Annotated in this window: 19 protein-coding genes and 1 pseudogene; 7 read left to right on the forward strand and 13 right to left on the reverse strand. The window is 46.6% G+C overall.

The window, feature by feature from the left end; genetic code table 11:
- Positions 1-45 precede the first annotated feature (45 nt).
- The 5 genes from AACQ93_RS19975 to malT all read right to left on the reverse strand — a co-directional run bounded on the left by AACQ93_RS19975 (position 46) and on the right by malT (position 6,196).
- Complete coding sequence (locus AACQ93_RS19975) at positions 46-1,305, reverse strand: LssY C-terminal domain-containing protein (RefSeq protein WP_064608125.1); 1,260 nt, start codon at positions 1,303-1,305, stop codon at positions 46-48.
- Positions 1,299-2,039 (reverse strand): glycosyltransferase family 2 protein, encoded by a 741-nt coding sequence (locus AACQ93_RS19980; RefSeq protein ID WP_064608127.1) that lies wholly within the window; start codon positions 2,037-2,039, stop codon positions 1,299-1,301. The genes AACQ93_RS19975 and AACQ93_RS19980 overlap by 7 nt, the downstream gene beginning before the upstream one ends.
- Positions 2,040-2,281: 242 nt before the next feature.
- Complete coding sequence (locus tag AACQ93_RS19985; RefSeq protein WP_007464971.1) at positions 2,282-2,566, reverse strand: hypothetical protein; 285 nt, start codon at positions 2,564-2,566, stop codon at positions 2,282-2,284.
- Positions 2,567-2,772: 206 nt separating this feature from the next.
- Entirely contained in the window at positions 2,773-3,450 is a 678-nt protein-coding gene (locus AACQ93_RS19990; protein WP_064608129.1) for a DUF4336 domain-containing protein, read from the reverse strand.
- A 37-nt stretch (positions 3,451-3,487) separates the two neighbouring features.
- A complete protein-coding gene (gene malT, locus AACQ93_RS19995; RefSeq protein ID WP_064608131.1) occupies positions 3,488-6,196 on the reverse strand; it encodes an HTH-type transcriptional regulator MalT in 2,709 nt (902 codons plus the stop codon).
- A 487-nt stretch (positions 6,197-6,683) separates the two neighbouring features.
- On the opposite strand from malT, the gene AACQ93_RS20000 reads away from it, so the two are divergent.
- The 4 genes from AACQ93_RS20000 to AACQ93_RS20015 all read left to right on the forward strand — a co-directional run bounded on the left by AACQ93_RS20000 (position 6,684) and on the right by AACQ93_RS20015 (position 15,464).
- A complete protein-coding gene (locus AACQ93_RS20000) occupies positions 6,684-9,143 on the forward strand; it encodes a glycogen/starch/alpha-glucan phosphorylase (RefSeq protein WP_064608133.1) in 2,460 nt (819 codons plus the stop codon).
- 91 nt (positions 9,144-9,234) lie between these two features.
- Positions 9,235-11,418, forward strand: coding sequence for a 4-alpha-glucanotransferase (gene malQ / locus AACQ93_RS20005; RefSeq protein WP_007465330.1), 2,184 nt, complete (start codon positions 9,235-9,237; stop codon positions 11,416-11,418).
- A 53-nt stretch (positions 11,419-11,471) separates the two neighbouring features.
- Positions 11,472-13,619 carry a 1,4-alpha-glucan branching protein GlgB gene (glgB, locus tag AACQ93_RS20010; protein WP_064608135.1) on the forward strand — a complete coding sequence of 716 codons (2,148 nt, stop codon included), beginning with the start codon at positions 11,472-11,474 and terminating at the stop codon, positions 13,617-13,619.
- Positions 13,620-13,874: 255 nt separating this feature from the next.
- On the forward strand, positions 13,875-15,464 hold the full coding sequence (locus AACQ93_RS20015) for a methyl-accepting chemotaxis protein (protein WP_064608137.1): 1,590 nt from the start codon (positions 13,875-13,877) through the stop codon (positions 15,462-15,464).
- Between the two features lie 107 nt (positions 15,465-15,571).
- On the opposite strand, the gene AACQ93_RS20020 is transcribed toward AACQ93_RS20015, so the two are convergent.
- From AACQ93_RS20020 to AACQ93_RS20030, 3 genes are all read right to left on the reverse strand, one after another.
- Entirely contained in the window at positions 15,572-16,438 is an 867-nt protein-coding gene (locus tag AACQ93_RS20020; RefSeq protein ID WP_064608139.1) for a lipase secretion chaperone, read from the reverse strand.
- Between the two features lie 2 nt (positions 16,439-16,440).
- Positions 16,441-17,361 carry a lipase family alpha/beta hydrolase gene (locus tag AACQ93_RS20025; RefSeq protein WP_369808755.1) on the reverse strand — a complete coding sequence of 307 codons (921 nt, stop codon included), beginning with the start codon at positions 17,359-17,361 and terminating at the stop codon, positions 16,441-16,443.
- 204 nt (positions 17,362-17,565) lie between these two features.
- Positions 17,566-19,212 carry an ABC-ATPase domain-containing protein gene (locus AACQ93_RS20030; protein WP_064608143.1) on the reverse strand — a complete coding sequence of 549 codons (1,647 nt, stop codon included), beginning with the start codon at positions 19,210-19,212 and terminating at the stop codon, positions 17,566-17,568.
- 261 nt (positions 19,213-19,473) lie between these two features.
- On the opposite strand from AACQ93_RS20030, the gene AACQ93_RS20035 reads away from it, so the two are divergent.
- Positions 19,474-19,713: a hypothetical protein gene (locus AACQ93_RS20035; protein WP_007465340.1), complete on the forward strand. Its 240-nt coding sequence runs from the start codon at positions 19,474-19,476 to the stop codon at positions 19,711-19,713.
- Positions 19,714-19,762: 49 nt separating this feature from the next.
- Here AACQ93_RS20035 and AACQ93_RS20040 read toward each other — a convergent pair whose 3' ends face one another.
- Genes AACQ93_RS20040 through AACQ93_RS20050 form a run of 3 tightly spaced genes read right to left on the reverse strand, consistent with a single transcriptional unit; the run spans position 19,763 to position 22,096 of the window.
- Positions 19,763-21,100, reverse strand: coding sequence for an ATP-binding protein (locus tag AACQ93_RS20040; RefSeq protein ID WP_064608146.1), 1,338 nt, complete (start codon positions 21,098-21,100; stop codon positions 19,763-19,765).
- Complete coding sequence (locus AACQ93_RS20045; RefSeq protein ID WP_064608148.1) at positions 21,090-21,749, reverse strand: response regulator transcription factor; 660 nt, start codon at positions 21,747-21,749, stop codon at positions 21,090-21,092. The genes AACQ93_RS20040 and AACQ93_RS20045 overlap by 11 nt, the downstream gene beginning before the upstream one ends.
- On the reverse strand, positions 21,746-22,096 hold the full coding sequence (locus AACQ93_RS20050) for a PepSY domain-containing protein (RefSeq protein ID WP_064608150.1): 351 nt from the start codon (positions 22,094-22,096) through the stop codon (positions 21,746-21,748). Before AACQ93_RS20050 ends, AACQ93_RS20045 begins: the two co-directional genes overlap by 4 nt.
- 234 nt (positions 22,097-22,330) lie before the next feature.
- Between AACQ93_RS20050 and AACQ93_RS20055 the strand changes: the two genes are divergently transcribed.
- Positions 22,331-24,223 carry a methyl-accepting chemotaxis protein gene (locus AACQ93_RS20055; RefSeq protein ID WP_064608152.1) on the forward strand — a complete coding sequence of 631 codons (1,893 nt, stop codon included), beginning with the start codon at positions 22,331-22,333 and terminating at the stop codon, positions 24,221-24,223.
- A gap of 50 nt (positions 24,224-24,273) precedes the next feature.
- On the opposite strand, the pseudogene AACQ93_RS20060 reads toward AACQ93_RS20055, so the two are convergent.
- Both AACQ93_RS20060 and AACQ93_RS20065 read right to left on the reverse strand, forming a co-directional pair.
- A pseudogene (locus AACQ93_RS20060) lies at positions 24,274-24,831 on the reverse strand (DNA ligase); the annotation flags it as partial.
- 12 nt (positions 24,832-24,843) lie between these two features.
- On the reverse strand, positions 24,844-25,206 hold the full coding sequence (locus AACQ93_RS20065; protein WP_232323367.1) for a hypothetical protein: 363 nt from the start codon (positions 25,204-25,206) through the stop codon (positions 24,844-24,846).
- Positions 25,207-25,475: 269 nt separating this feature from the next.
- On the opposite strand from AACQ93_RS20065, the gene AACQ93_RS20070 reads away from it, so the two are divergent.
- Entirely contained in the window at positions 25,476-26,528 is a 1,053-nt protein-coding gene (locus AACQ93_RS20070; RefSeq protein ID WP_064608155.1) for a PTS transporter subunit IIC, read from the forward strand.
- Positions 26,529-26,708 lie beyond the last annotated feature (180 nt).

Below are 26,708 nucleotides of genomic sequence, written 5' to 3' on the forward strand. Positions count from 1 at the left end.
TCAGCAGTCGGTAAGGGAATATCAACTGCTGTTTTATTGAATAAATTAAGCTTTCTTTGATAGTAATATCACTTGGCCGTCACTGAAATAGTGGCGGCTTTTTGAATATGCTACCGGGCTGCCGAGTTGCTTGTATTCTATATCCCATCCTGAACTCTTTGCCTTATTTGCAAAATCATCTCTTTCTTTGTCAATATCTGGGTCGATAGCGTGAAGAATGGTAATGATCCCTTTATAATGCGCCAGCTTTAAATCATTGTCATAGCTGACAGAACCTACCCAAATATCTTTTTCTGTTTGTTTTTCTCTTCCTGCATACCACCAGCGAATATGTTTCCTATTAATTAAATCTCCGGCTTTTTGGTATGCTGACCATTGCGGTTGCTGGTTCCAATATAGGTCTGATATTGGTGGCAAGTTTTTGGAAATTAAACTTATGTAGTTAGTGAAGTTAAGATCATTTCGTGAAAATGTTTTATTCTCAATCCAGCCCAGTTCACCCATCAAATCCTGAGGTGTATTGCCTTTGATAACAATGTTGATCGGTTGAGCTTTGTAAACTGGAGCCAGACCGGGGTAAACAGCATAATCGAGTGATTTAAGCTCGATGTTGTCGTTGTGAGCTGCTTTGCTTTCGTAAGCGTATGCGTTGCCAACAAAGAAATGTATGTAGTTGACGCTGCCCATAATTGAAAGCCAACAAAAGCTGATTTTAAGCCATTTCTTCCAGCTACGGCTGCGGTAAAGGAAGATGCTGATGGTTGAAGCAAGCATGATCGCAATTGCCAGCAGGCTGTGTTCTTTGAGAAACAGCGTAATGTTGGACATGTCTGGGATAAGTTGGATACCTTGTGCCAGAAATAAACCCAGCAGTACGAACTGCCCGACACCTAAAAACAGGCCTATAAGTGAGTACATAGTAAACGTCATCCATGGCATAGTGTATGAACCAACAAGAAAAGGCGTGATCCACGCGACTGGACCGAGTAATCGAGCGGCGGCCACAACCAGGGGGCCGTGTTTTTTCAGTACTAGTTTCGCCCGGGCGAAAGGGCGGCGTGTTTTCGGGATGCGTTGGCTTAGTGTGTGGCGGCCTTTTGCTCCTAGTTTCCGGCCAATGAAATAACTGAGCTGATCGCCAATTAATCCTCCGGCCAGTACTGAAAGAACACCGTACACCGCACCTTCATTGAGCAGGTAGCCTGCTGCCAGCAAGAAAGGTTCCCCGGGAAAAAACAGATTGGGACCAATCAACGCATCAAGCAGGCTTCCTCCGAAATACCACCACCATTCAGCGTTTAACATTTGTTATTTGCGTCCGTATAGTGACCGAATTTGTATTCCATCTCGTTGTTGCGCATTTCTCCGAAGAAGAAGCGGCGAATATTGGCTTTGAGGTAAGTCAGCCCCATCTTTAAAAAGCCATCTTGCTCCAGGCGGCGAGGGTCAAACCAGAAGCTAACTGGGATCATGCGATAACGCCAGGTTTGTGATGCGCGGCGTACATAGTCACAGTCTTCGCAAAGGACAATGGCCTCATCAAATCCGCCGATTTCTTCGTGGACTCGTTTGGTCGAGAACAGGCATGCTCCGACGGATGTCGGGAAAAAGAACGACGTCATATACAGCCCTGCATTGAATGCACCGTAACCAAGTTTGTAACCCAATGAGAGTTGCTTCGCACTCATGTAGACCCCGGCTACGTCCAGTTTTTTTTGTTCAAGCTGGTGAAGGGCATTGGTGAGGAATGTCGGGTCAAGACGTACATCTGCGTCAATGAACAGAATACGTTCGTTTGATGCCAGATTTGCACCGGTATTTCTTCCTAGGCTGGCGCCTCGTTTTTCCATTTTATGAACGGTTAGTGCAGGTAAAGCTTTTTCAAACCCCTTGGCGATTTCACAAGTTTTATCTTCGCTGTTGGAGTCAACGAGGATGACTTCAAAATCACTGTGCGTCTGTTTGCTCAGGTCATCAAGCAGGCGACCGATACGTTTTTCTTCATTCAGGGTGATGATTACGATGCTTACAGGAGTCATACAAACCTCTCATAATTGTTCATGTTGGTAACTGTTGAGAGCAGTATGCTTGTGGGGTATTGAATGAATTATGATGGCTTGGTTCATTTTGCATTCAGCTTTATCTATCAACGACATGATAAGAGCTTGCTGAATCCAGGAAGAAAGAAAAAGTATAGATATGTAGTGGGGGGAGGTAGGGGGAAGCCTGGAGTGGGACTCCAGGCTTTAACAGTGCCAACCCTGTGACAGGCTGGAAGGCTTTAATTTAGGTTAGCACTGATTTTCTTAGCTACTTCTAGGCGAAAAGCTGTCAGTTCCGCTACCCAGTTTGGACGATTAATATACTTACCGAGCAGGAAAGCAGGGATTAAGAAAATAAACAGCGGTAACGACTCGTGAAGGTATGTAGAGGCCAATGCTTCTTCATGAGAGAAATAATTAAGCACAGCCAACACATCAAAAATCACAGCCAGTGTTACCAAGATAGAGGAGATGACCAGAACAATGCCCAGAACGTCTCTAAAATATAGCTTTGATGCTTTCATATTTGTTCCCTCAACACATTGCAACCAATTAAATATACTCTCAATTACATATAAAAGATTGAGTTATGTCATACAATTATGCGTGAGAAATGAAAACATAGATTTAACGTATGTTATCAACCTCGCAAAAAAGCGCTAAGTCGTATAGTCTTTGTCAAAAAAAATGAAGATATTGATTTTTAAATTCAACAGGTTGTGATGGCACGTTACAGTGCCCATTGAAAAGCACGGTGAAACTTCTCTTTACCGTTTTCGCTGATGACCTGACCGTGGGAGAGAATGATTCGATCAAATGGCCAGGTGAGGATTTCCTGCAGTGACTGGCGTAAGCGGGTTTTATCTTTGAATGTCATTCGCCAGTACAATGGCATTCCCGGTGAATGATAGCAGCCGTTAACTAATGCTAACGCTGTCGTTAATAAACTCGGTGAGGGTTTAAGCCATGCTAGAGTGTCGCCGACAATTAAGGTATGCGATACGGGATCGCAAAATATAACTTCCTCCATTTTATCGCTGCCACGAAGTAGGGTCTGATAGAGTTGATGACGCCAGAGTACGGGCGTTTGTGCACTGAGTGCGTCGTCAAAGGCCAGATCTGTACGCTTGTGCTGTAGTCCGGGCGGAGCGAAAAAATAAGCTTCTGGGTAGGTCAGCCACCATTCAGAAAGGAACAGGTGGTGATTCATGTTCGGTGTAACGATCGCATGAACTTGTCCGAGTTTACTTAGCTTCAGTTGTAACTGGGTAGTTAGCTGGACTGGTGAGTGGATCAACAGCTTGTTGTCATTCAGTCGAATGACTGTCATTCGGGCACCGACAGGAATGCCGTTCACTTTGAACGGCATGTCCTGATACCAGATTCGATCGCAGCTCCATTCAATCATAGGTCATCCTTAACCTTTGCTGAGCTCCAGATAGCTATCAGAAGCCCATAATCTTGAGTAAGTTTTCTGCTGTTTCAATGGCCTGCTGGCGGTTAGCGATATTTAGCTTCTGGTAAAGATTTCGGATATGAGTTTTGATTGTGGTTGAAGCCACATCAAGCTCAGAAGCAATTTGTTCATTGCTGTAACCGGTATAAATCAATCCCAGTACCTGCCATTCACGCTGGGTGAGCGGGCTGGTGCGAATCAGCTCTGGCACATCCGGCAGATTCAGCAGTTTTTCAACGAAACTTTCATCAAAGTGAACCGAGCGGTTTCGTTCTTTGCTGGTCATTTCACGAAGTAGCTGACGTGCGCGGTGAAGCTCAAGTTCACTGAGTGAACGAGTATCAACCAGTTCCTGAAGCAGATCGTAAAGTTCACTGCCATCGCATAGGAAAATACCAACCATCCCTGTGCTGTTGGTCAGAACCAGTGCTTCTTTCAGTTGTTTCAATGCTTCTTGGCGCAATCCTATACGCTTACTAAGTACCGCTTGTACCACAAGATTACGATTTTTGTCTGTGATCAGATTATGCTTATCACAATGTTCCTGCAGCATTTCCAGAATGTTTTTTGAGCGCTCAAGCTCGCCGGCATTCATACAGGCGCGGGCAATATTACGCCACTGAAGTTGCTGGAAGTGGTTACAGGCACCTTCCGGCTCCTCTGCCTGCTTAAGCCAGTGTTGAATACTTTCCTGATCACCGGTGTTTTGCCAGTGGAACAAGTTGGCTAAATCTGTGTTGGCACGCCAGTCGATGTGGTACTGGGTGCGATCCATCATGCTGTTACACAGTTCCAGATAGCGGGAAGCTTTGTCCTGTTCGCCTCGGGTAACGGCAATACGGGCCAACATAGAGTAGGCATGAAGGGATTTGGTTTCGTCGAACGGTGCCAGCACTTCAAGACTTTTCAGTGCCGCTTCTTCCGCTTCATCCAGACGGTTCCAGCACCAGAGGATCTGGGCACGCAGTCGGAGCAGGAATTCATGCAGCGGTACTTGTTGTAGGTGCTGTTCTTTTACCAGTTTGAAAGCCTGATCAAGCTGTTCGAATGCAGACTGAACATAGCCTTGTGCCAGCAGGATTTCACTTTGTTGCAGGATTGCCCAAAGTGCCTGATGGTATACATGGTACTGACGAGCCATTTTTTCCGTTTGTTGCATCATAGGCAGCGCACGGCTGAGGTTACCCAGACAGTGATGAACTTCACCGACAACTGAGGTCGCGACAATTCGGCTACGGTAGGTCGTAGATGGCAGTTGCCCAAGTGCTTGCTCTGACAAAATCAAAGCATCTTCCGGTTTGCTTTGGTTGATTGCAACTTGTGCGCGAAGGGCATTGAATTCGCCCTGAAGCGCATCATCCAGCTCAATGTTGTACTTCTGCATTTCTGCTTCGGCTTCTGCGATTAGATCGCCGACATCGTTATAGCGGTGCTGGCTTTGGATCAGCCATAGTCGAAGCAGAACAAGGCGAGGGGTGCTGAATAGTTTGCATCTGTCTAAACCATCAATGGTGTCCTGAAGTAGTTTCAGCTCACCGTGATGGAACATTTCCCAGCCGTACTCAGAAAGGATTTCAATCGTCAGTTCTTTATTTTCGCTTTTTTGCGCATGCAAAAGAGCTTGTTGAGGCGAATGCTGCTTGAGCCAAGCCTTAGCCGCCATGGTGTGCAACTCAGAACGCTGCTGTGGAATCTGAGAATAACGCTGGTGGCGCAGGAATTCTGCAAACAGGTTATGGAAGCGATACCAGTTGTTATCACCTTCCAGGTTATTGAGGAACAGGCCGTAGCGGTTCAGCGATTCCAGCATGGCCAGTGCGTCACTTCGTCCGGTCAGGTCTGTTACCAGATGGGCATTGAACATGTCCAATACAGAACACTGTAGCAGGAACTGCTGAGTTTCCTGATCCAGCTGATCAAACACTTCTTCTGCCAGGTAGTCCCACAAATGACCTCGGTTAAAGCTAGCGACGTTAACTGCTGATTCAACTAGGTTGTCTGGTTTTTGCTGGGCATGAAGGGCGATAAGTTGCAAAGCTGAAGGCCAGCCTTCCACTTGTTGGCGCAGGGATTTTAGTACATCTGTCTCAACATTATTGCTGACTCGTTTATTAAAGAAACGCTCTGTCTCTTCTTCATCGAAAGCCAGCAGATCATTATCAACTTCTATCAGCAGGTCGCGAACACGCAGGTTAGCTGTACCCAAAGGGGGAAGGGTGCGGCTGGTAACAACCAGCGTAATGTTATCCGGCATGTTTTTCAGGAAAAAGCGCATGCCATCGTGAATATCGTCGTTATTGATAACGTGGTAGTCATCAAGTACCAGGTAAGTCTGTTCGTGGTATTCGCTTAGTTCGCCGAACAGCTCACTAAATAGGGTTGATAAGCAGGCAAACTGACGGCGTTCTGCCATCGCCTGTGTTTTCAGACAGGCGTTGTTTGTCGCTTTGTTGATAGATTGCAGCAGGTAATTGGCAAATCGGAATGTGTCGTTGTCGTTCTCATCAATATTGAACCAGCCAGTATGAGGATGGTCACTTAACCATTGTGCTGCCATGGTTGTCTTGCCATAGCCAGCCGGAGAGCGGAATAGTACAAGACGGTAAAAAGGTGCCTGTTCAAGTGCTTCCAGCAATCTTGGGCGTAGTATTGCATTATGAAGACGAGCCGGCCGTGTCAGTTTAGATGGTATCCACATAGTCTTGTGTCTTTTTGTAAGGTTTCAGGTTCCGTTGAAAGCTCTTAGATTTTATTTCCCATCATTTAGCGGGGGGCTTATATGAGCTTTATGCAATGCTGTTCTCAAAAACATGCATGAAAATTTCTTCACGCCGTGTGAACTGGTCCTTAACTTTAACCTTCTACGGGGTGAATTTAGTAATTCTATGTTTTCTCATCCCTAGAAATATGAGCTACATCACATATATTGAAACAATCTGTAATAAAAGATCACCTGGCTGCGCACATGATTTAATCTATTTTTATGAACTTTGTTGCACCTTTCGGGCTGTTAAGTGCCTTCTCCACCTCGATTTTTTGCAGGACGTCACAAAATGGGAGGGGGTCTGGTAACTACGCCCCTGCCACTCATCCCTAATCCTCCCCCCGGCGGGAGGATGTTTAACCGGACTATCGAAGGCAACATAGGCAGCAGTTGGAAATAATCCTAAGAGAGAGATTGAACCATGACTACAAATGGTCAGACACAACGATTCGACAGAGCAGAATTTAAGGCGACTGTAGAAAAGCACCTAACAACTACTTACGCAGTAACGCCTGAAACAGCAAGCGCGCGTAACTGGTACATGGCAATGGGCCGTGCACTGGCTGAAATCAGCACAGGTAACCTGCTTGAAACTGAAAAGCAGCTTGCCGAAGAGAAAGCACGCAGCGTTAACTACCTATCTCTTGAGTTTCTTATTGGCCGCCTGACAGGTAACAACCTGATCAGCATGGGCTTGTACGAAGAAGTAGCGGCTGTAATGGAAGAGTTGGGTCAGAACCTGACAGACCTTCTTGAAGAAGAACGTGACCCTGCACTAGGTAACGGTGGTCTGGGTCGTCTGGCTGCATGTTTCATGGACTCCCTGGCTGCACAGGAATACCCTGCTATTGGTTACGGCCTGCACTATGAATATGGTCTGTTCCGTCAGTCGTTCGAAAACGGTCGTCAGGTAGAGTCACCAGACGGTTGGCGTGGTGCAGAGGGTTACCCTTGGGAAGTTATCCGTCCGGAGCTTGCTCAGACTGTTAATCTTTACGGTCACGTTGAATCTTACACTGATGAAAACGGCCACACTTGTCGTCGCTGGGTTCCAGGCATGACTGTTGAAGGTATTGCATGGGATCTGCCAATCGTAGGTTACGACAATAACAGCGTTTACCCACTGCGTCTGTGGGAATGTCGCTCTCCAGCACCTTTCAACCTGGCTCGCTTTAATGACGGCGACTACGTTGGTGCTCAGTACCCGGCTCTTGAAGCGGGTAACGTAACTAAAGTTCTGTACCCGAATGACAACCACGATCAGGGTAAAGCACTTCGCCTGATGCAGCAGTACTTCCACTGCGCATGTTCTGTAGCGGACATCCTTCGTCGTCACATTGGCGCGGGCAACACAATTGAAGATCTGGCTAAGCTTGAAACTATCCAGCTGAACGATACTCACCCGACTATCGCAATCCCTGAACTGATGCGTGTTCTGATTGATGAGTACAAGCTGGGCTGGGACAAGGCATGGGAAATTTGTTCTCACACCTTTGCTTACACAAACCACACACTACTTCCTGAAGCTCTGGAAACATGGTCTGAGTCTCTGATTGCTCAAATGCTTCCACGTCACATGGAAATCATTTTCGAAATCAACCACCGCTTCATGAAGCTGGTTGAGAAAACATGGCCTGGCAACAATGAAGTGAAGCGCAAGCTTTCAATCATTGAAGAAGGACCGCAGCGTATGGTTCGCATGGCTAACCTTTGTGTAGTCAGCACTTACGCAGTTAACGGTGTTGCGGCACTTCACTCTGAACTGGTTAAACGTGACCTGTTCCCAGAGTTCAACGAGTTGTTCCCTGGTCGCTTGACCAACGTAACTAACGGTGTAACACCACGTCGTTGGATCAAATACTGTAACCCTGGTCTTTCTGCGCTGATCAGCGAGAAAGTGGGTGATGACTGGCCGAAGAAACTTGAAAAAATCGCTGGTCTTGAGAAATTCGCTGAAGATAAAGCGTTCCAGAAACGCTACATGGCAGTGAAGAAAGAAAACAAACAACGTTTGGCTGACTGGGTTCAGGAAAACATGGGTATCGAGCTAGATACTAATGCAATCTTTGACATCCAGATCAAACGTCTGCACGAGTATAAGCGTCAGCACCTGAACCTGCTTCACATTTTGTCGCTGTACCACCGTCTGATTAATGATCCGACATTTGATATGCACCCTCGCGTATTCTTCTTTGGTGCGAAAGCTGCTCCGGGTTACGCGCTGGCTAAAGACATCATCTTTGCTATCAACAAAATTGCAGAGAAAGTTAATAACGACCCGCGTCTTGGCGGCAAGCTGAAAGTTGTCTTTATCCCAGATTACCGTGTAAGCCTTGCAGAAATTCTGTTCCCGGCTGCTGATGTTTCTGAGCAAATCTCTACTGCAGGTAAAGAAGCATCTGGTACAGGTAACATGAAGTTCGCTCTGAACGGTGCCCTGACAATCGGTACTATGGACGGCGCAAACGTAGAGATGCGTGAAGAAGTTGGCGAAGACAACATCTTCATCTTCGGTCTGCTGGTAGATGAAGTGCAAAAACTTAAAGCAGAGGGTTACGACCCATACCGTTATTACCATGCTGATAGCTTACTACGCGCAGCTCTGGATCTGTTGGAAACTGATGAGTTCACACCAGGCCACCCGGGCCAGCTTGCGGCAATTCGCCACAACCTGCTGGACGGCGGTGACCCATACCTGGTACTGGCTGACTTTGCCGACTACGTGAAGACTCACGAGAAAATCGATGCAGAATACCGTGACCAGGCAAATTGGGCACGCAAAGCAATTCTAAACACTGCATTGATGAGCAAGTTCAGCTCAGACCGTAGTATTCGAGACTACGCCAATAACATCTGGAAACTAGAAGCTGTGAAGCGTTAATTCACACCCCATTTGGTGAATTAAAAGTCTGAATTGATATCAGCAAAACCCTAACATCGTAGCGGCCGCGAGGCCGCTATCGGAGAGAACGATGAAAAACGATCAAGTATTAAAGCAAGTTGCTGACATGGTAGGTCTTGCAGATAGCTATGTCAGTGCTTGGGGAGATGAAGCTAAGGTAAGTGATGAGACGCTGCGTCGTCTGCTTGCAGCCCTTGGCTATGACACAAAGAGCGATGAAACATTGCTGGAATCAGCAACTAAAAAACATCGCCCGGACGTACTGGCACCGGTACAGGTAGTGCGCACTGGTGAGCCGATGCACATTGCCATGAACCTTGGTCAGAGTGCACGCATCAGTGATTTTAGCTGGCATCTTGAAACCGAGCAGGGCGAGGTGATGGAAGGCTGGTTACAGTCACAGCTGATCAAAGATGAGCGTGCAGAAGGTGGTGCACTGGTATTTGCACTACCGGATGATCTGCCTTGGGGTTACCACAAGTTGCAAGTGTTCCGTAAGCGTCGTAAATCTCCTTTTGAAATGACTCTGATCGTGACTCCTCAATCTTGCTACAAGCAGAATGAACTGCTGGAAGGCAAGAAAGTATGGGGTACCAGCGTTCAGCTGTATTCAATTCGTACCAATCACAACTGGGGCATCGGTGACTTCGGTGACCTGAAACAACTGGTTGCCGATGTTGCTGCCCGCGGTGGTGATTTTGTCGGTCTTAACCCGATTCATTCTCTGTTCCCGGCTAACCCAGAAGGCGCGAGCCCTTACAGCCCGTCTTCACGACGCTGGCTGAACCTTATGTACATTGATGTAAGTTCTGTTTGCGAGTTTGCACAGTGTGATGAGGCACAGCAGTTGGTAGGCAGCCAGGAATTCCAGCAGCGACTTGCGGAAGCCCGCAATTCAAACTGGGTTAACTACAGCGAAGTATCTTGCCTGAAGATGGCAGTACTGCCTTTGCTGTTCGAAACATTCTGTGAACGTCACCTTGATCAGAAGACAGCACGTGCTCAGAAATTCCTTCAGTTTGTTGAAGATGGCGGTGAAAGCCTGCTTCACCAGGCAGCTTTTGATGCGTTGCATGCCGAACTGAAGAAAGAAGATGATTCTGTATGGGGCTGGCCTGTATTCCCTGAAGAGTACCGCCACTTCGACAATTCTGCTGTTCAGACGTTCATTAAGAAAAACTACAAGAAAGTTCAGCTATTTATGTACCTTCAGTGGCTGGCTGATACTCAGCTTGCAGAAGTACATGAGTTGGCAGATGAAAAAGGCATGGTAATGGGTCTTTACCGCGACCTTGCCGTTGGTGTCTGTGATTCAGGTGCTGAAACCTGGGCTGATCACGGTGCACTGTGTCAGGACGTCAGCGTTGGCGCGCCACCAGATATCCTGGGTCCACTAGGCCAGAACTGGGGCTTGCCACCACTGAACCCGCAAGTGCTTCAGGAAACAGCTTACGATCCGTATATTCAACTGCTTCGCGCTAACATGCGTAATTGTGGTGCACTGCGTATTGACCATGTTCTTGGCCTGCTACGCCTATGGTGGATTCCTAAGGGTGAAGGTGCTAAAGATGGCGCGTACATGTACTACCCAGTAGAAGACATGATGTCGATTCTTGCTCTGGAAAGTCATCGTCACAACTGTACTGTTATCGGTGAAGACCTTGGTACAGTGCCTGATGAAATCGTTGATAAGCTGGCTACCGCAGGTATTCACTCTTACAAAGTATTCTTCTTCGAAACAGCGGAAGACGGTGGTTTCTATTCACCGACTCACTACCCGGATCAGTCAATGTCGGCACTATGTACCCACGATATGCCGACCTTGCGAGGTTTCTGGCACTGTGATGATCTGAAAATGGGCGAAGAGCTTGGTCTGTACCCTGATCAGGAGCAACTGGCAGGCCTGTTTGATGGCCGTGCTGAAAGCAAGCAGAAAATCCTTGATAGTCTGGCTTGGCATGGTTATCTTCCTGAAGGTGTTGGTCGTGATGCTGCATATGTACCGATGGACAGTTATCTGAGCGAAGGTATGCAGTTACACCTTGCTTCCGGTTCAAGTGCATTGCTGAGTCTGCAGTTGGAAGACTGGCTGGAAATGGATAAGCCGGTAAACATTCCTGGCACCGTTGATGAATATCCAAACTGGCGTCGTAAGCTCTCAACGACGTTAGACGATATCTTTACACGTCAAAACATTATTGATTTAACTAGACGTTTAACTGAAACACGAGAGAAAGCTTCACAAAAACAATAATCAGGAGTAATGCGTTGGACACACCTACAGTGACCCGCAGTGATAAGGAATACATGCAGCTCGAAAGAGCTGCATTTTCGGACCCGTTTTCATATTTAGGGCCTCAATATCAGTCTCAGGACATTGCACTTCGCGTGTGGATGCCTGGGGCTGAGTCTGTTGAAGCATTAACTGAAAAAGGAGAGCGTTTCACGCTTAACCGCGAAGCCGAGAGTGGCTTTGTACTAGAAGGTGATACGGATTTTACCACTGCACTTTATCAACTTATCGTTCGCTGGCCACATGGCGAACAAACACTCTACGACCCGTACCAGTTCCACAATCTGCTACCATCAGGCGATGCCTTGAATGATCCATCTCAGATGCACAGTGAGATGGGGGCGCAACTGATCACGCTTAACAGGGGCAACAATCCTGTTTCAGGTGTTCGTTTCTTAATTTTCGCGCCAAACGCCTCGGCAGTTAGTGTTGTTGGTCACTTCAATGCGTGGGATGGTCGCCGCCACCCGCTGCAGAAGCTGGATAACGGTTTGTGGGGACTGTTTGTCCCTGGCCTGGATGACGGCGAACTGTATAAGTTCGAACTGAAAGATGCAGCAGGCAATGGATTACCGCATAAAGCTGACCCGTGGGGTTACCACTCAGAGCAGTATCCGTCGTTTGCTTCTAAGGTTTATAATCAGGAGAAATACCGCTGGAATGATGAAAAATGGCAGGGCCGTCCGGTTACCGCCAAACATCAGGAAGCGTTGTCATTCTATGAGCTGCATGCAGGTTCATGGCGTACAAAGGAAAACGGTGATTTCCTTAATTACCGTGAGCTGGCTGACGAGCTGATTCCGTATCTGAGCGAGATGGGGTACACCCATGTTGAGTTGATGCCTATTTCTGAGCATCCGTTCTATGGCTCATGGGGATACCAGCCAATCGGTCTGTTCGCTCCAACCAGCCGTTACGGTTCACCGGATGACTTCAAGTATTTTGTCGACCAGTGCCACCAGGCGGGTATCGGTGTTGTTCTGGACTGGGTTCCGGCTCACTTCCCGTCAGATGATCATGGTCTGGCGAATTTCGACGGTACCGCATTGTTTAACGATCCGGATCCGCGTCGTGGCTGGCATCAGGATTGGCAGAGTTACATCTACGACTATGGTCGCGATCATGTTCGTCGTTTCCTTGTTTCTAATGCTCTGTTCTGGTTCGAGCATTACCACATTGATGGTCTGCGTGTTGATGCGGTTGCATCAATGCTGTATCTCGATTACTCACGTGAGCATGATCAGTGGATTCCTAACCATGAAGGCGGTAACGTTAACTTCGATGCGGTCAGCCTGCTGCGTTGGATGAACGAAGAAGTTTATCGTCGTTACCCGAATGCAATGACGATTGCTGAAGAATCTACGGCGTTCCCTGGTGTATCTAAACCGACTGATATGGGCGGCTTGGGCTTCGGCTTTAAATGGAATATGGGCTGGATGCACGATAGCCTTTCTTATATTAAGGAAGAGCCTGTACATCGTAAGTACCATCACAACACTATTACTTTCCCACTTGTGTATGCATTCAGTGAAAACTACGTGTTATCGCTTTCTCATGACGAAGTGGTGTACGGCAAAGGTTCTCTTCTGAACAAAATGCCGGGTGATGAGTGGCAGCAAACTGCTAACCTTCGCGCTTACATGGGTTACATGTATGGTCAGCCGGGTAAGAAGCTGAACTTCATGGGTGCTGAAATTGCACAGAGCGCCGAATGGGCGCATGAAGGACAGCTGGAATGGCACTGGTTACAGTATCCAAGACACAGCGGTATGCAGAAGCTGGTTAAGGACCTGAATAAGTTATACACCTCTGCGCCTGCTTTGTACGAACAGGATTGCAGCCCTGAAGGCTTTGAATGGCGTGTTCAGGATGATGCTGATGACAGCATTCTGGCTCATGAGCGCTTTGCTCTTAATGGCGATAAGGTACTGGTTGTCTCTAACTTTACTCCTGTTCCTCGTCAGGGCTACACCCTGGGTGTACCGCAAGAAGGTGAGTATAAGCTGTTGCTAAATACAGATGATGGAAAATATTGGGGTAGCCAGGCACCTGTTACCCAGGCTGTGAAATCGACTGATAAGCAGAGTCATGGTCTGGCGCATTCAATTAAGCTTGATCTGCCACCGTTATCGACAGTATTCCTTTCTTTTTCCAAGAAATAAATTTACCAATATGAAAAAAGCCCATGATATAAATCATGGGCTTTTTTTGTTATACATATCACCGTTGAATTAGTCCGTTTGTAACTAACAGACACAGAAATGTGCTTTTGTTCCGCTTGCAATAATTTATGTCGATTTAATCTAAATCATTTTGGTAAAATGGAACAAATGTCACAATGGCATTGAAAGCTTGCGTCATTTTAGTGGTTGACACGATCCAACCCGAAATAATACCTACAAAGAATTGAGATAATAATGACAAGAAATGTAAACCCAGCCACAGGTAACAGCGAAGGGAAGGCTGTTGATTACTCCGCCGCGGTTGATTTGATTTCGACGACAGATCCGAAGAGTATCATTACATATGCAAACCAGACGTTTTGTGACGTTGCTGGTTACAGTGAAGATGAGTTGGTAGGCAACCCTCATAACATGGTTCGCCATGGTGATATGCCGAAAGCCGCCTTTAAGCAACTTTGGCAATACATCCAGTCTGGGAAAAGCTGGATGGGGGTGGTTAAAAACCGTTGTAAAAATGGTGATTATTACTGGGTTTCGGCATTTGTTACCCCTATCACTGATGAAAAAGGCCAGGTTATTGAGTATCAGTCGGTTCGAAGCCTGCCAAGTAAAGATGAGGTTGAGCGTGCAACTGAAGCCTATAAAACCATGGACAATGGTAAAGGCACTGGCACATTTCGATTCCGTCAGGGTGCGTTACTGAACAGCATCCTTGTTCTGGCACTATTATTTTCTGTTATTCAGGGCTTAGCTGGCACTGGTTCCATGGTGTCTACGTGGTTATCTGTATTAGTACCTGTGTTGCTGCTTGCTGGTTTGGGGATCAGTGGCATTATGCACACCCGCCTGAATACATTAAAAGAGCATGCACGAAAAGCGTATGACAACCCGGTAATGGAACCAATCTATACCGGTAAAAGAGATGATTACTCAGAAGTGGAACTGGCATTGCGTATGCGCCGTGCAGAGCTGAGAGCTATCGTTGGTCGTGCCAGTGAGACATCCGGTGATATCTTGCTGTCGGCAGAAGATGAATTTGCCAATACGCAGCAAATCAAAACCAATTTGTCTCAACAGGCTGAAGCGACTGAGCAGGTTGGTGTAGCAATGGGGCAGATGGCTTCAACCGTTAAAGAAGTCGCTGAAAGTGCCGCGCAGGCATCCGAGTTGACTATTCAGGCTCAGCAAGTGGCAGCAAACGGTCAGACGAGTGTAGAAAGTACGATTGAGTCAGTTCACTCGCTGCATAGCGAACTGGATAACTCCAAGCAAGTGATTAATGAATTGTCTGAAAGCAGCCGTCAGATCGAAGGTATTCTGGATGTGATTGGTTCGATTGCAGATCAGACTAACCTGTTGGCACTGAATGCGGCTATTGAAGCTGCTCGTGCTGGTGAAGCTGGCCGAGGCTTTGCCGTTGTTGCTGATGAGGTTCGTTCACTGGCTCAGAAGACCCAGTCGCAGACCGGTGAAATTCATCAGATGATTAACCGCCTGCAAGAGACTGCGAAGCAAGCGGTTGAAGCCGTTGAACGTGGTGGCGAGCAGTCTGAACATTGTCGTCAGCAGGCGATTGAAACCGGTGAGCGTCTGACTGAAATTAACGAAATGCTTAACTTGGTGACAGACAGCAGCCACCAGATTGCCTCTGCGGTTGAAGAGCAAGCAGGAGTGAGTGGTGAAATAGCCCGAAATGTTGAGCACATTGGCGAGCTTACTTCCCAGACATCTGAAACCAGTGACTTGTCGGTTGAAAGTACCCGCATGCTGGTAGAGCGCCTGGAAGCATTACAACGCCTGATGGCGCAGTTTAAACGCGGCTAATACTGCACTTCAGCTAAGGTGTGATTAATAAAAAAACAGCGGATTTATCCGCTGTTTTTTTATGTCTGTTTTGTACCTGTGATTTTCTGGAATATCGGAGGTGTTAGCTAACTGTTATTGCCTGCTTGTTCGTCATGAATTGATTCCAGCGCCTGAATTCGCCTTTTATGTTTTTCTGAGAAGGTGGAGTTTCTTAAGTCTTCTATCGCTTTTTCCTGTTCCTCATAATTAAGGCTGTCATCATTTTGGATGGCTTCACGTTCTTCAAGATATTGGCTGACTTTGTTTTGGAATGCTTCACGTTCCCCGGCCAGCTTTTCAAGTCGGGCTGCCGCTTCTGAACCGACTAGCTCCTGGTTTGCCAGGAAACGTTCTTGTGGATCTAGGTTATTGGTTGTTTGTAATTGCGGTAGTAACTGAGCATTTCGATAACTTGACTGCAGATCCGGCGGCAATTGATTGATTTCCTGTTGCCATTGGTTTTGGAAATCTTCTTCATCCGTCGCCAGCTTTTTGAGTTCTAGCTTTTTTAGTGCAAGTTCTCGCAATTGGTTTTCTTCACCAAATAACAATGCTCTTTCTTCCGGAGTAAAAAAACGTTGCTGCATGGCTATTAATTGGTCATTCAATTGTCTTAAGGAGTCAAGGTCGAGTTGATCGAACGTTGATGGCTCAAGTGTTTGAAGAGCAGTTTTATAGCGAATAAATTTTTCAAACAGCTCAGTATCTAGCTGAAATGCATCAGTTTGCTGGTTGTTATAGCTTTCGAAGTGTTGCTTCAGGGTTTCCAGATCCGCTTCACCTAAACCAGAAAGAAAGTAATCAAATGTATCCCGGGAGGATTCGTTATCTATTTTTGTATCCTGTTGTGAAGCAACCTGAATAGTAGGCTCATCGATGGTGCCTGTGTGGAAGTAAAAGACCGCACCTGCAGCGCCGACTAGTCCCAGAATCACAAGTGCGATCTTTTTCATTGTTATAGTCCTTGTTGTTGCAGACGATTAGCGTGCTGACGATACACGGTTGTCGGTGCAGTCTCGAATAAGTGGGTGACACCTAGCATGCCGTTAATTTCATCAAGATGGTTCATCTTGTAGTCATCACGGATCACTTTGCCAAGGTGGGTGCTGCATTTACCGACAAGGCCGTCGTTGGGTTCATCAAAAGCCAGCCCCAGAATCACCATTGCACCGTCAGTCGGATCCAACAGGTTGGTAAAGTTACTGGTGCCGGTCCATGAGTAGTAGTACACGCCGTTATCAGCCAGGAACTCACCTTCGCCGCAGTAAGTTGAAGGAACACCTTCAGGGTATTTCTTGTTAAATTCCATCAAGCCCACAGTTGTTAGTGCGTCCAGTGACGCCAGTGGATCTTGTGGAAGGTGACTGCCACCGGAAAGCAGGTTGATCAGTGTTGTCAGCCCTTCAGCCAGTTTTACTCCGATACCTTCAGGGATCGAACCTTCAGGAATTGTATTGCGGGTCAGGTCGGCAATGTATGAGCCTTTGTTTACGCCGCCAATGCTGGTTACAGAAGCAACCAGTTCTGGCGCAACGGAAGCAACATAGCGCGTAGTAGGGCCGCCATGACTGTGGCCAATTAGATTTACTTTCTCAGCGCCGGTGACTGCCAGTACTTCCTCTACTTGGGCAAGCAGTTGTTCGCCGCGTACTTCAGTACTGTTGGTAGCAGAAATTTGGGCGACATAAACCTTCGCACCGCTTTTGGTCAGTGCTTGCGGAATACCGTAGAAGTAATCCATTCCGGCCAGTGTATCGAAGCCAAACAGACCGTGAACAAGTACGATCGGATATTTAGTTTCGGTATAACCCTGTTGGTTAATTCCGTCTGTACTGGTTCCCGCTTGAGCGGCAAATGAAAATAGCCAGATGACGATAAAAGGAATGAGACGTTTCAATTTTTATTCTCCTTGATAGCCCACCGATGAGCATATTCAATCGTAGTCATAAAAATATTGTCTCGCTGAATAAATGAGCTAATTGTGATCTATAACTTAATCTTTGTTATTTAAGGCCTTTTATGTCACAGATATAAAAAAAGCGCCCCTTGAAGGAGCGCTTTAAGTTGAGTGTAACTTGTTTTATTTGAACTCAGCTTTACGCATGCGGTTCAGTACAGCCATTACTTCGATAGCTCGTGGTTTAGCCAGGTCGCCATAATTTGGCATCATGCGGAACCAGTTATCGTGAAGCATTTGGGCAAATGCTTTGCTTGGATTTTTTTCCCAGCCTTTACCCTGAGCCAGCTGGAACCACAGCCAACCTACAGAGTGCAGCTGGCTGGCATCTGCAATCTGCTCAAGCGCCTGTAAGTCGATATATTCGCGACCAAAACGCAGCGAGGTTTTGTCTTTCACCTGAATGCGGAATTTACCGTCTTCCAGCATAGTCTGCAGGGCAGAGCGATTAACCTTGCGAGTACGTGGTAGGTTGATTTCCGTACTGCCTTCAAGTTGACGGCGGGTAGGGTGAGAAGCAACAACTTCACGTGCTTTTGCAGTAACGTCGATGGCTTCGTAGTTGTGCATCTGGATAACTGTGTCTGCAACATCCAGATAATCGCCCGAACCACCCATAACCAGCAGCACTGAAACATTTAGCTGGTCACGAAGAAGCGAAATACGGTCCACAAGTGGAGTGATCGGCTCATCACTTTTTGTAATCAGGGACTGCATGCGCTCATCACGGATCATGAAGTTAGTTGCTGACGTATCTTCATCGATCAGCAGTGCCTGTGCACCGGCTTCAAGTGACTCCTGTAGCCATGATGCTTGCGAGGTAGAGCCCGATGCATTCTGGGTACTGAAAGCGTTGGTATCTCGGCCCATTGGCAGGTTGCTGATGTATGGTGTCAGGTCTACGTTATGAACGCAGCGACCGTCTTCAGCTCGGATCTTTGAAGCCGTGTCATTGGTGACGATATATTCGCGACCGTCGCCCGGAATGTGATCATAGACGGAGTTTTCAATGGCATTCAGAAGTGTTGATTTACCGTGGAAGCCACCACCGACAATCATAGTTATCCCCTTCGGAATCCCCATACCGCGTACAGTACCTTTGTGCGGTGAATCCAGTTCAACAGCAAGGTTGTCTGGGCTGACGAAAGGAATGGCATCTGCCATTGGCAGATCACTGTTACCGGCAAGGCGAGGCAGGATACTTTCATCGGCGATAAATGCCAGCAGGCCTTTTTCTTCCAGCTGACTACGCATAGCCACTTGATCTTCAACCGTTTCACAATGACGTTTCATTTCTTCCAGCGGAAGTTCGCGAGCAATGGTGGTACGGCGGATGATTTTAGGCATCACGAAAGTCAGCAGGTTCAGTGTTTTCTTCGCGATGATGGTGCGGCCGTCTGCCGGTAGGTTGATTCTGAAACGAAGCTCAATTGCGTCGTCGTCAAAAACAACAGCGGTGCGGTCAAGGATCGTCTGACCCGGACGGTCAATTTCGATTTCATTGATTTGCTGGGCAAGATCAGCAAACTGACGCGCGATAAAATCACGGGCGGCACGCTGGTAATCAGCTGATTGCTCTTTCAGCCATTCAAGGTCAGTCAGTGACCATTGACGGCGGGCGCGAACTCGTGATGCCGGTGCATATGGATCGGCCTGTGTCGTGTCGATATAGAAGTCGAAGTCAACGAATTGATATTCTCCGCGGAGACTTGAATAGCTGCGGTAGTTATGACGGTCAATTTTTTTTAGTTTGGCTTCGAGTAATTGCATATCGCCTCGATATCCTTCGTTGATAATTCCGGGGGCAGGATTCTACACGAAAGGTATAGTGATCGATATACATATCTGTATTTAATATTTTGTCTTTAGATGCTTAAGTCGTTCATCATTATTGGCACTGAGAATACAAGCTGACATTTCGTTTCTATGTCAAATGGGAGGTGCTCCACCTTTGTCTAATGGAGTAATTTTCCTTGTGAGCTATGTTGAATAAAGAATTTATATTTCCGAAGGATTACCGAAGGGGTAGGAATGCTGGAAGCAACAATGAAATTTATTGAAATAATTTTCCTGGTTTCAGGAATGATGTTTATCAGCACTGGAATTATTCAATACGGTAGGCGTACATCCGACTGGTTTGGTGTTATCCGGATGTTTTATCGGCGGATCAGCATGAGTGTGGTGGAATACAAGTGGTATCGGTCCGGCGTTGCCTGTTTTGTTCTTGGCGTGATTGCCCGAGTCGCCAACCTGACTTTCTGGCCGACCTGATACAAAAAATGCAGCTTAAATCAGCTGCATTTCTTTAATAAAGAGTGGCTTAGTTGCGGGGGATGGGAAGACTTAACTCCGCTTTAAGGCCACCAAGGTCGCTGCGGGTTAAAGTCAGTTTACCTCTATAGCTGTGCGCAAGCTCACTGACAATACTCAGTCCCAGGCCGGTTCCCGGTGTCGTTTCATCAAGTCGGATTCCGCGCTTGAGTACCGATTCATACATGGTTTCTTCAATCCCCGGGCCATCGTCTTCAATGATGATCGAGACCTGCTGTTCATTGATATCAGCCTGGTGCACCCGAATTAATCGGTTTGCCCATTTATAGCTGTTCTCAATCAGGTTGCCGATGATCTCATCAAGGTCTCGCTTTTCTACTGCCACATTCAGTTCACTTTCAAGCTCATTCACCAAAACAACATCCCGATGAGCATAGACTTTGTCCATCGCCATAGATATCGCGTCAACCCGCATTGCAGGGGCAGTTTTAGCTGCCAGAATATTAACTGCGCCCGCCATTCTAGCTCTGCCTAGATGATAGTCGATGTGTTGTTGTAGTTGTTGTAGTGGTGGATTTAGTTTTGAACGGGTATTTTCATCCAGTAATCCGACTTCATTATTTAACACAGCAATTGGCGTTTTCAGTGCATGAGATAAGTTACCTGCGTGGTTTCTGGCTCGTTCTAACAGCTCCTGATAGTGGAAAAGCAGCGCATTAAGATCATCTATTACTGGCCTGATCTCAACTGGATAAAATCCAGTTAATTCCGTCGAGCCACCTTCGCGCACCTGATTCAGGTTTTTCTGTAATTTTTTTAGCGGCCAGAGGGACCAACTTACCTGTAACCAAGTAAGGATTAGGATGCCGATGGCCATAATCAGCAGGATCATCCACAAGCCGTTGGTGAGTTGCTTCAGCGTGGAATGCAGTTTGTCCAGGTTAGCGGCAATGGTCAGCTCTACGGGTTCATCAATTTCAGGTAACAGGAACTTTCTTTTAACTACCAGAAGCGACTGTTCGTTAGGGCCGGAAAACCCTTTTCTTTCATCACCTGTTATTCGAGTATCCCATAGCGAGCGGGATCTTAGCTCTGTGCCATTGACACTAAGTGTCCAGTACAGACCACTGTATGGTGACTGAAATCTGGGATTGGACAGCCTGCCAGGTCGTGAAAGCCGCCCGTGCATATCAACATCAACTTGTGCCGTTAGCTCATCCAGGTAGAGATAGAGTTGTTGTTTTTCCTGATCGACCAGGTAGCTTTTGATGAAGCTGGGAACCAGATAACCTGTTGCAAAAATGGTAACGAATAACCAAACAGCCGCTGCAATAAGCAGGCGGCTGCGCAGGCTGGGAAGAAATTTGCTTTGGGTACTAATCAGCATTGATTTTGTATCCGAGTCCGCGAACTGTTTTGATCACATCGCTGCCGATTTTACGACGGATACGACCGATGAAAACTTCAATGGTATTGGAGTCGCGGTCAAAATCTTGTTTATAGATGTGCTCAACCAGTTCCGAACGGGAAATAACTTTGTCGGTGTTATGCATCATGTATGAAAGCACTTTGAACTCTAGAGCTGTCAGATCAACCGCCTGTCCCTGATAAAGTACTTTTGAAGTCCTTGTATCCAGGCTTATTCCGCTGGCCTGAATAACTGGTGAAGCATTACCTGAAGAACGACGTATTTGTGCACGTAAGCGGGCAACCAGCTCAACCATCTGAAAAGGTTTAGTCAGGTAATCATCAGCACCGGCATTCAGGCCTTCAACCCTTTGGGTCAGTTCGTTTCTGGCACTAAGAATGATTACCGGACAACTAACATTTTCATCTCGAATGCCTTTTAGTACTGTCAGGCCATCAAGTTTTGGCAGGCCAAGATCCAGTACAACGGCATCCCACGGTTCAGATGTTGCTCTGTAAAGTGCATCAATGCCGTCGCATGAAAGTTCAGCTACCCAGCCGCTTTGTTCCAGGCCGCTGACAATTTGTTCGCCTAATGTTATTTCGTCTTCAACAACAAGAATTTTCATTTTGTTACCTTGAGAATATGTTCCAGACCGCGGCCTTTAATTTCGATGATGGAAAGTGTTTTCGCTTCATATTCGACTTTAACGATATTGTTGTTGGCATCGATGAGTTTTAGCTCATAAATCCAGACGTCATCATCTTCGTCGAGTTCAACTTTAATGATTCTGGCGTCGATATCTTTGCTGACTTTTGCCTGCAATGATGAAAATGGTTGAATAAGACCTTGCTCGACGGCTTCCATGACATCGTCATGGTCTTCTTCGATCTCAAGGGGAGGGGCAGCATTGGCTGCTAAAGCCAATAATCCTGCCAGTCCAATTAGTGCTGAATAACGGTATTTTCTCTTCATATTAAGTAATTTATCCGGGCTTTTATGAACGTAAAATGAATGCCCGATAGAAAGATATTACAAGGAAAAATTCACTTCTTATTGACTAAAAAAACTGTATGATCGTCACGAAATTTCGGGTCAAAACATGCCCAAATGTTGATCTTGTGCTCATCGTTTTATACAGCCTGATGTCGTATGTGACACGGTTCATTATATTCGTGAATTAGAATGATAATTCTAATAAGGGAATCTATGCGTCTTAGTTTAAAAATGAAGCTTGTGTTAGCAAGCGTATCACTGATTTTGTTAACCATCCTTGTGTTAGGTGGCATTTCTTACCAAACACTCAATGATCAGGCCTGGTCAGCAATTGAAAGTGAAAGTAATAATACCGCAAATGCGTACAGTAAAGGTATCGGTGACTGGTTCCAGGGCCGCCAGAGTGCTGTTACAGCTACTGTAAATGCTATTGAGCGTGACCCACAGTTAGATATTGTCGGTCACCTGAAGCAAACACTGATATCCGGTGGTTTTGGATTAAGTTACTACGGCACCAAAGAAGGTGTTATGTACCGTCATGATCCTTCTTTAAATAAAGCGGGTTATGATCCTCGTGTACGTGGCTGGTATAAAAAGGCTTCTGCGGCAGGTAAGCAAATTACTACCATGCCTTATGTTAGCCATACAATGCAGACATTGGTTGTGACTCTTGCTGAACCTGTTTACCAAAACGGTGAAATGCTGGGTGTGGTTGGCTCAAACCTTGCCCTAGGACAGCTTATGAAAGATGTTCTGGATATTTCTGTTCCGGGGAACGGCTATGCGATGTTGCTTGATATCAGCAACAACCTTGTTGTAGCGCATCCGGATGAAAACAAGCAGATGAAGCCGCTGACTGATTTAGGTCGTGATGTCAGTGCTCAGAAAATGCAGCAGGTTATTGCCTCCGACAAACTTTATTTCACGGAACTGGATGGTCGTGACAAAGCGGTAGCAGTCACAGCTATTCCGAATACCTCTTGGGCAATTGCTTTGGTCATGGATAAGGCAACACTGGAAGCGCCGCTGAATTCAATGTTGGTGAAGCAGTTCATGATTGGTTTAGCGATCATGTTGTTTGTATCTGCATTTACAGCATGGTTGGTCTCTCAGTTGTTCCGTGGTCTGAATAATGTTTCTGCGGCACTTTCAGATATCGCAAACGGTGAAGGTGATCTGACAGTACGTATTGACGTTCAGTCGGATGATGAAGTTGGTGAGCTGGCTGAAAACTTCAATCAATTCGTTTCACGTCTGCATGTTATGGCGTCTAACCTGCGTGATATTACGCTTCAGCTTAATCGTGCGGCGGCAGAGTCTGCTGACTCAGCGACAGAGCGCAGTAACCGCATTCGTTACCAGCAGGATGAAATTACCATGGTGGCAACGGCCGTGACAGAAATGGCCAGCGCGACTCAGGAAATTGCAGGTAATGCCGAGAATACGGCGAAGACATCAGAGCAGGCCGTTGCAATGACGGAAGAGGGCAATGCCCAGGTTGGTCAGAGTCAGTCATCTATCGGTAATCTAGCTAAAGAAGTGAATAGTGCAGTTGAGATCATCGAAGATCTGAACGGTCACGCACTGAAGATTAGCACTATCCTAGCGACGATTCGTGACATCGCAGAGCAGACTAACCTGCTGGCATTGAACGCGGCTATCGAAGCAGCGCGTGCCGGTGAGCAGGGCCGTGGTTTTGCTGTGGTTGCTGATGAGGTTCGTGTGCTGTCACAGCGTACTCATACTTCAACTGAAGAGATTCAGAGCATGATCGAAACTCTGCAATCGACAACCAAGCAGGCAGTTTCTGTTATGTCTGATAGCCATCAGTTAGCTGAGACCAGTGTTCAGGATGTTGATGCAGCTGGTGTAAGTATCAGTAACATTGCGAATGAAATTAATGTCATCAGTGATATGGCAACTCAGATTGCTTCAGCAGCAGAAGAGCAGTCAAGTGTAACCGCTGAGATCAGCCGTAATACCGAAGGCGTTCAGGAAGTTGCTAATCAGCTAGCGACTGAAGCTCAGGAAGCGGCTCAGCAGGCAGATGGTTTGAAACACCTTGCTGATCAGCTGGAGCAGGAAGTAAAACGCTACAAGTTGTAAGCTCATTACTTTTGATTTAAGACGCAAAGCCGCTCGAAAGAGCGGCTTTATCATATCTCGGGGCTGGAACGAACACGGATAAAACGGGCAAAGCGCGGGATACCGCTTTTGGTATAACCATTGTGGCGATAGTTGATGACAGCACCTAAGGCTGGAGGATTAGCTCTTTCCGCATCGCTGAATCCCGAACCAATCTTGAACTTCTTATTATCCGGTGTCAGCACCCATATTGCGCCCATCTTTTCCAGATACTTTCCTTTACCTTCTTCGTACCCCACAACAACGGCTTCGCTATCCTGATAAGGCTTGAGTTTTAGCAGCGAATCAGAGCGTCCGTCTTTGTAAAGGTTGTTTTTATGATGAAGCATCAATCCTTCACCGTTATTTTGACTGATATGTTCCTGATAGGCACTGAGTTCAGCCAGGCTTTCGAAATAATGTTGAGATATTAGTTGAATGTGGGAGCGGTCAATATCATTAATCAAAGTCGTTAATTGCTTTAACCGCAGTTCAAAACGCCTATTGTCAGAGGGAAGGTCAAACACCATATATTTGATCTTTTTCCATTGAGTTTCGTTGGGGCTGTCATCCATTACTGTCGATGCGACTTGTTGGAAGTTTCACCGACCAGCCCAGAGTTCACCGTCAAGGGTGATATTGTCAGGAAGCGCAGCAGTAAACCAAGCCGGGGCTGTGATGATATTCCCGGTTCGTGTTACCAATTGCTTTCCATTCCAGAAAGCCCGGATGCCGTCCAACTTTTCACTGACGTAATAGTCAGATATTTTTGACTGCAAAAGCGTACTTTCAGAAAGCAATGCAGATTCAAACGTTTTGGTATCAAAGGTCTTTGCTTTCATTACAGCCGGAGCTTCAGCGGCTTCCAGCATAAAAGGGCTGACCAGAAAACTGATTGCAGCAGCAAGGTGCGTTAACTTCAGGTTGGATTTATTTGCTGGCTGGCAGGGATGTTTTTCAGACATGGTGATTGCTCTCAGGTATTCATCTGAAGAGTTACGTTATTTTTGCTCGTGGTATGAGTAAATATGTTGTGTGCTTGGATTGTATAAATTGGGGCAAATAGCGAAGTTTTGTGTGCATTGTTTGTTTAATGCATATATTGCTTGCGAGTGATGTCTGCTAGGGATGTTATCAGTATGGGGTTGAATATGGCTCCTCTGTGCATAGTCATGTAGAATCAGCGACTTTGATTTTCAATAAATCAACATTTTTTATACAGTGACGTATTACAATGCAGCTAGCACAGAATCAAATTAGTGACTTTCTGAGTCGCAAAAATATCGACTTTTCCGCCCGAACCTATTTTGTTCACGCCATGAGTTTTATGGCATTAGGTTTGTTTTCCTCCCTGTTGATTGGTTCAATTCTAAATACCCTTGGCACTAAGCTCGGGATCCCTCTCTTTTCAGAAACGTTGTGGCCGATTGCAAAACAGATGACCGGCCCGGCAATTGGTGTTGCTATCGCTTTTGCGCTAAAGGCACCACCTTTGGTGTTATTTTCAGTGACTACAGCTGGTGCTGCTGGTGCGGCGCTGGGCGGTCCGGTTGGGGCTTATATTGCTGCCGTAGCGGCAACTGAATGCGGTAAGCTGGTAGCGAATGAAACCAAAATTGATATTTTAGTGACGCCTGCTGTTACTGTTATTGTTGGTGTCGCTGTCGGAAGCCTTGTCGGCCCTTCGGTCGCGGCGGTGATGAAAGGTTTAGGCGATATTGTAATGTATGCGACTCAACTTCAGCCGCTGCTGATGGGTATGATTGTGGCTGTACTGATGGGAATGGCTCTGACTTTGCCAATCAGTAGTGCTGCGATTGCCATTATGTTGAGCCTGAATGGATTGGCCGCCGGTGCGGCAACCGTGGGCTGTTGTGCCCAGATGGTGGGGTTTGCGGTAATGAGTTTCCGTGAAAACCGTTGGGCCGGCGTGGTGGCACAGGGTTTGGGAACTTCAATGCTGCAGATGCCGAATATCGTTAAAAACCACAAAGTCTGGCTACCGCCAATTATTACTTCTGCCATTCTTGGCCCGGTGGCGACACTGGTCTTCCAAATGGAAAATACACCGTTAGGTGCAGGTATGGGCACGTCTGGCTTTGTCGGCCAGATACAGTCATTTATCGCTCTGGATGCAGCAGGGTGGCAAAGCAGTGAAATTTACTTTTCGATTTTACTTCTGCACTTGGTTCTTCCGGCTGTGATCACGCTATTCTTTGCTGAAGTTCTTCGCAAGATCGGTTGGATCAAATCGGGTGACCTTAAATTGCACCTTACTTCAAAGTAAATCGGACTAACCAATCTATAAAAGGCGCAAAATATGCGCCTTTTTTTATACCTGAAATACGTGTTGCACAGAGTATCATGGTAAAAATTATTAAGTTTTATATCTATTTTGATATAAACATGACACAGAGGGCTATCTGGCTGATATTATTAATATATCTAAGGCGCTTTGCTGTTAAGT

The sequence above is a fragment of the Photobacterium sp. J15 genome, from assembly GCF_963870815.1.
Classification (GTDB): domain Bacteria; phylum Pseudomonadota; class Gammaproteobacteria; order Enterobacterales; family Vibrionaceae; genus Photobacterium; species Photobacterium marinum.